We start from the raw sequence: 4,984 nt of genomic DNA, 5'->3' as shown, positions 1-4,984 counted from the left end.
TTCTCCTCTGCGGCGAAGCCGGTCAGCGGATGGCGGTTGCTCTGGCCGACATCCGTGACCGGCATGTCAAGCCGTCCTTGGTCCCGGCCGTCCCGCGGGTAGGCGTCCCGCACCGCATCCCGGGCGGCCACGTCGAAGGCCAGCCCGGAGGCCGGCCCGCCCGCCGCGGCGATGGCCTCGGCCAACGGCTCCAGCCGCGCGGCGTCGCGCCCGTTCAGCAGCACATGGGCGCCGGATCCGGCCATGGCGCGGGCGATTTCCAGACCCAGCCCGCGCCCGGACCCGGTGACCAGCGCCACCCGGCCTTCCAGCGAGAACTGCGACAGATAGGGAAGATGCGGGGCGGTCATGGTTACCGTTGGGGAGAGGGTGGACGGTCTTGCAGATTTACCAGATGCTCCGCCGGATGGCACCCCGTTCGGCGTCCGATGTCAGGCGTCAGGCGCGGGGAAGCAGTTCCACCGTTTCCGCGATGGTCCAGCCGTCCGCCCGCACCAGCCGCCCGATGCGCCCGTACAGCGCGGCGCCAGGGGACACGCGCCCCTCCGCAGCCCAGACGTGGTCGGCCGGAGCGGTCAGCAGGCCCAGCACCTCCACCGAGAAGGCGACGCCGTTGCGCGCCAGCAGGCGCCCGAAGGGCTCCGTCCCCTCGCGAAGCCGATCGGCGAAGGCCGCGGGAAAGCCGCCGAGCGCGATGCGGATGCTCGCCAGCTCCACCGGCCGCGCGTCCGGCCCGACCGTCAGCACGATGTCGCGCCACAGCGCCGTGCCGTCCGGCTCCGTCCACTGGCGCAGCACCCGCACGCCCACCGGCTCGCCCCACCGCTCCGACAGGACGGCGGTCATGCCGCGGTCATGGTCGAGCAGCGTCCGATAGGGCGCCGGGACCACGGCGGCGGGCAGCGCGGACAGCGCCCGCGCCCCGGCCCCCCATCCCGCCGTCAGCGCCCGCGCGCGCGCCAGGGCGAGGCCGGGATCATCCATGGAGGAACAGCCGGCGGCGGAGGCGGACGAAAAGGAAGGCTTCATTCGGAATCGCGGTTCTGCGGAAGGATGTGGGCGGAAGGACTTGGCCGCTCCCGGCGGGGCGGCGGCCACGGGCGGCATTCTAGGAACAGCGCCCCGCCGACCGCAATGCCGAAGGCGCACATCGCAGGGTCGTGCCGTCCGCTTGACCCTGCAATGAAAAGGGGCATCGGCCGCGGCCCTGCCCCGCGCCGCCGGCCTCTTGCGCTTCGCGGACGCTGCATTAGATCACGCTGATGAAAACGCCCGTCCTGGAGGGAGCCGCGCCATGTCCGACCTTCTGCACGTCGCCTGCCCGAGCTGCGACACCCTGAACCGCATGCCGCGCACCCGCCTCGACCAGCCGGGCGCCGGGAAATGCGGCCACTGCGGGCAGCCGCTGTTCCAGGGCAAGCCCATCGCGCTGACCAGCGCCCGCTTCACCGCCCAGGCGGAGCGCAGCGACCTGCCGCTGCTCATCGACTTCTGGGCGGAGTGGTGCGGGCCGTGCCGGATGATGGCGCCGGTCTTCGAGCAGGCCGCCGGCCGGCTGGAGCCCCATGTCCGCCTCGCCAAGGTCGACACCGAGGCCGCCCCCGATCTGGCCGCCCGCTTCGGCGTGCGCAGCATTCCGACCCTCGTGCTGGTCCACCATGGGCGCGAGGTGGCGCGCACCGCCGGGGCGATGCCGCTGCCCGCCCTGCTCGGCTGGGTGCGGCAGGCGATGGCGGCCGTCTGAGCGCTACTCCGCTTCCAGAAGCAGCCGAGTCAGGTCGGAGACGGAGGCGACCTCCAGCTTGTCCATGACGTTGTGGCGGTGCACCTCCACCGTCTTCAGGCTGAGGTTGATCTCCGCCGCGATGACCTTGTTCGGCTTGCCCTGCACCACCAGATCGGCGACCTGCCGCTCCCGCGGGGTCAGGCGGGCCAGCAGGGCGCGGACCTGGGCCTTGCGCGCCTGCGCCTCCCACGCCCGGCGGGATTTCTCCAGCGCCTCGTGCACCCGGTCGAGGAGAAGCTGATCGTTGAAGGGCTTCTCGATGACATCCACCGCCCCGGCGCGGAAGGCGCGGGCGGCCATCGGCACGTCGCCGTGGCCGGTGATGACCACCACGGCCAGGACGGAGCCGGCGCGGGCCAGCGTGTCCTGCAACTCCAGCCCGCTCATTCCCGGCATCCGCACGTCGGTGACGAGGCAGCCGGGCCGGTCGGCGCGCATGGCGCGCAGGAACTCCTCGCCGGAGCCGAAGGACTCCACCGCCACGCCCAGCGAGCCGATCAGCCAGCCCAGCGAATGGCGCATCGCCGGATCGTCGTCCACCACGTAAACGGTGCGGGCCGCGTCAGCCTGCATCGACCTTCTCCTCCGCTGCGGGCAGGACGAAGCGCACCACGGTGCCCCCGCCCGGATGATCGGTGGCCCAGAGATGGCCGCCATGGCTTTCCACGATGGTCCGGCAGATCGACAGGCCGAGGCCCATGCCGCCCGGCTTGGTGGTGAAGAAGGGGTCGAACAGGCGCGCCCGCGCGTCCTCCGACAGGCCGTGCCCACGGTCGGCCACGGCGATCTCCACCCGCCCTTCCGCGTCCAGCCCGGTATGCACGGTGACGCCGCGTCCCCCCTCCGTCTCGCCATCCATGGCGTCCAAGGCGTTCTTGACGAGGTTCAGGACGACCTGCTCGATCTGCACCCGGTCGGCCAGGACCGGCGGCAGGCCGGGGGCCAGGTCGCGGGTGACCGGGATGTTGCCGCTGCGCGCCCGCCCCTCGCAGAGCTGCAGCGCCGCCTCCACCGCGCCGTTGACGTCGGCCGGCTCCAGCTGGGCGGCGCGCTTGCGCACGAAGTCGCGGATGCGGGCGATGATCTGCCCGGCGCGGTCGGCCTGGGCGGCGATGGCGCGGGACGCCTCGGCGAACTCGGCAGTGCTGCCCACCCCGGCCTCCAGCCGCCGCGTGCAGCCGCGGGCGTAGTTGGCGATGGCGCCCAGCGGCTGGTTCAGCTCATGCGCGATGTTGCTGGCCATCTCGCCGAGGATGGAGAGGCGGGCGACGTGGTCCATCTCCTTCTGCCGCTCCCGCGCGGTGTCCTCGGCGCGGCGGCGCTCGGCCATCTCGCGGCGCAGCTCGCGGTTGGCGGCGCGCAGCTCGGCGGTGCGCACCTTGATGAGATGCTCGACCCGCAGCGAATGGACCGCCCACCACAGCAGGGCCAGCGCGGCCAGCGCCAGCCAGTGCCAATGCTCGCGCGCGAGGTCGAGCAGGGTGACGTCGCGCAGATGCTCGTAGGGGCCGACGCGCAGGCTGCGGAACAGGCCGTGGACCGGCTGGTAGTCCATCGGCACCGTCCAGCCCTCGTAGCCGCCGGCCAGCGCCGCCGGATGGCCGTCGGGCATCTGGAACAGCGCGACCACCACCGCCTTGGCCAGATCCTCCGGCGTGTTGGCCAGCCGGGCGAGCGGCCAGTCGGGGTAGAGGCCAGTGGACAGGGCGCAGCCGAATCCCGGCTCCGTCCGGGCGCCGACGACCTGGAACCCCGCGCGGTCGAGGCGGCCTTCCTCGGCCAGCTCCTCCAGCACGCAGGCGCGCAGAACGCCGGCGTCCACCTCCCCGTCGCGGACGGCGAAGGCGACGCGGTCCACCGGGAAGCCGGAGAAGCGCAGCTCCTTCACATCGGCGTAGGGATCGACCCCGGCCGTCAGCATCGCGCCCCAGGCGATCTGGAAGCCGCCGAAGGCGTCGGGGTCCACCGCCATCACGGACTTGCCCTTGAGGTCCGCAAGCGTCCGAATGTCGTCGCGCCCGGCCCGGACGATCAGAGCGGACCCCACCGCCGCCCCCGACGCGCCGGAGCGGGAGGAATGGAGCGTGGCGATGCGGGTGACGCCGTGGCGGGCCTCCAGCTCCACATAATTGCCGGTGTTGGTCAGCACGAAATCGACGCTTCCGGCGGCCACCGCCGCGTCCATGCCCGGCAGGTCGAGCGGCACCATCTCCGCCCCGCGCTGCGGAAAGCGGTCCGCCAGATAGCGGACGGTCGGTTCCCAGACGGCGTTGGCGTGGTCGCCGCCGCGGTAGGCCAGCACGCCGACGCGAATCGGCGGCTCCGCCGCCCCGGCCGGGGCCACCGCCAGAATCGTCGCGGCCAGCGCGAGCGTCAGGCGAAGCGGTCGGGGCGTGGGGGGCATGGCTTCCTTCGGGCAGGGCCGGTGAACGGGAAAAGGCGCGGGGGGCGTCCGTTTCCCCCTCGCGCCGCATACACCCGTGCCCGGCCACTTTCAATCCGTATGGCTCCTTATCCGTCGAGCGTGGCCGGCGCGTCCGGCTGCACGCGCGTCAGGCCCAGCAGTTTCAGCGCGTAGCGTTCATAGACCGGCTCGCCGATGCCCTTGCGCACCTTGCGCAGGAAGTAGCGCTCGAAGCCGACCTTGGCGAGATGGACCCAGCGCCCGTGCGACGACCAGTTGACGTTGCGCGGCGGGATCTGCGGCATGGCGACGAAGGCGACGCCGCTGTCCCCGAAATCGGCGAGGCAGAGCGCGTTCCAGGTCGCCTCCTCCGTCGGCTCCTTGCCGTCCAGGATGGCGCGGATGTTGTGGGCGGCGGCGGTCACCATGGTCTCGATCATGTAGCCGGTCTTCGGAACGCCGACCGGGACGGGGGTCTTCTCCACCGGCGGGATGGCGATGCAGACGCCGACCCCGAAGACGTTGCGGAAGGTGGGGTTGCGCTGGTGGCGGTCGGTCAACACGAAGCCGCGCGGGTTCACCAGCCCCTCCACCCCGCGCAGGGGGGCGATGCCGCGGAAGGCGGGAAGCATCATGGTCAGGCGGCTGCCCACCACGTGCCGCGCCTTGTCCTTGCCGTCCGCGTCGACCTCCGTGACGCTGTCTCTTATACACGTCGGACGCGGCCGACGATCTACCCGGTGGAGACATCGGGGATGTACAGGAGATATAAAACAAAACACACAGCAACGGCA

General features: G+C 72.2%; 6 protein-coding genes. 1 reads left to right on the top strand and 5 read right to left on the bottom strand.

Annotated features, from left to right (window positions below; genetic code table 11):
• Both GBZ26_RS26770 and GBZ26_RS26765 read right to left on the bottom strand, forming a co-directional pair.
• Nucleotides 1-350, bottom strand: a 350-nt coding sequence (locus GBZ26_RS26770; protein WP_174441433.1) for an SDR family NAD(P)-dependent oxidoreductase, incomplete at its 3' end; no start/stop codon positions are given.
• 88 nt (nucleotides 351-438) lie between these two features.
• A complete protein-coding gene (locus tag GBZ26_RS26765) occupies nucleotides 439-984 on the bottom strand; it encodes a hypothetical protein (protein ID WP_246654091.1) in 546 nt (181 codons plus the stop codon).
• A gap of 310 nt (nucleotides 985-1,294) precedes the next feature.
• Between GBZ26_RS26765 and trxC the strand changes: the two genes are divergently transcribed.
• Nucleotides 1,295-1,744 carry a thioredoxin TrxC gene (trxC, locus tag GBZ26_RS26760; protein ID WP_174441431.1) on the top strand — a complete coding sequence of 150 codons (450 nt, stop codon included), beginning with the start codon at nucleotides 1,295-1,297 and terminating at the stop codon, nucleotides 1,742-1,744.
• Between the two features lie 3 nt (nucleotides 1,745-1,747).
• Here the strand turns inward: trxC and GBZ26_RS26755 are convergent, their stop codons facing one another.
• The 3 genes from GBZ26_RS26755 to GBZ26_RS26745 form a co-directional block, all read right to left on the bottom strand.
• The gene (locus GBZ26_RS26755) at nucleotides 1,748-2,359 is read right to left on the bottom strand and encodes a response regulator transcription factor (RefSeq protein ID WP_174441430.1); all 612 of its coding nucleotides are present in this window, start codon (nucleotides 2,357-2,359) and stop codon (nucleotides 1,748-1,750) included.
• Entirely contained in the window at nucleotides 2,349-4,190 is a 1,842-nt protein-coding gene (locus GBZ26_RS26750; RefSeq protein WP_174441429.1) for a sensor histidine kinase, read from the bottom strand. Before GBZ26_RS26750 ends, GBZ26_RS26755 begins: the two co-directional genes overlap by 11 nt.
• Before the next feature lie 107 nt (nucleotides 4,191-4,297).
• Nucleotides 4,298-4,846 carry an NAD(P)/FAD-dependent oxidoreductase gene (locus GBZ26_RS26745; RefSeq protein WP_247884920.1) on the bottom strand — a complete coding sequence of 183 codons (549 nt, stop codon included), beginning with the start codon at nucleotides 4,844-4,846 and terminating at the stop codon, nucleotides 4,298-4,300.
• Between the last annotated feature and the right edge of the window lie 138 nt (nucleotides 4,847-4,984).

This window comes from Azospirillum formosense, assembly GCF_013340925.1.
Classification (GTDB): Bacteria; Pseudomonadota; Alphaproteobacteria; order Azospirillales; family Azospirillaceae; genus Azospirillum; species Azospirillum formosense.
The sequence above is the reverse complement of the archived record's forward strand: the minus strand, read 5'-3'. Positions and strand labels throughout refer to the sequence as shown.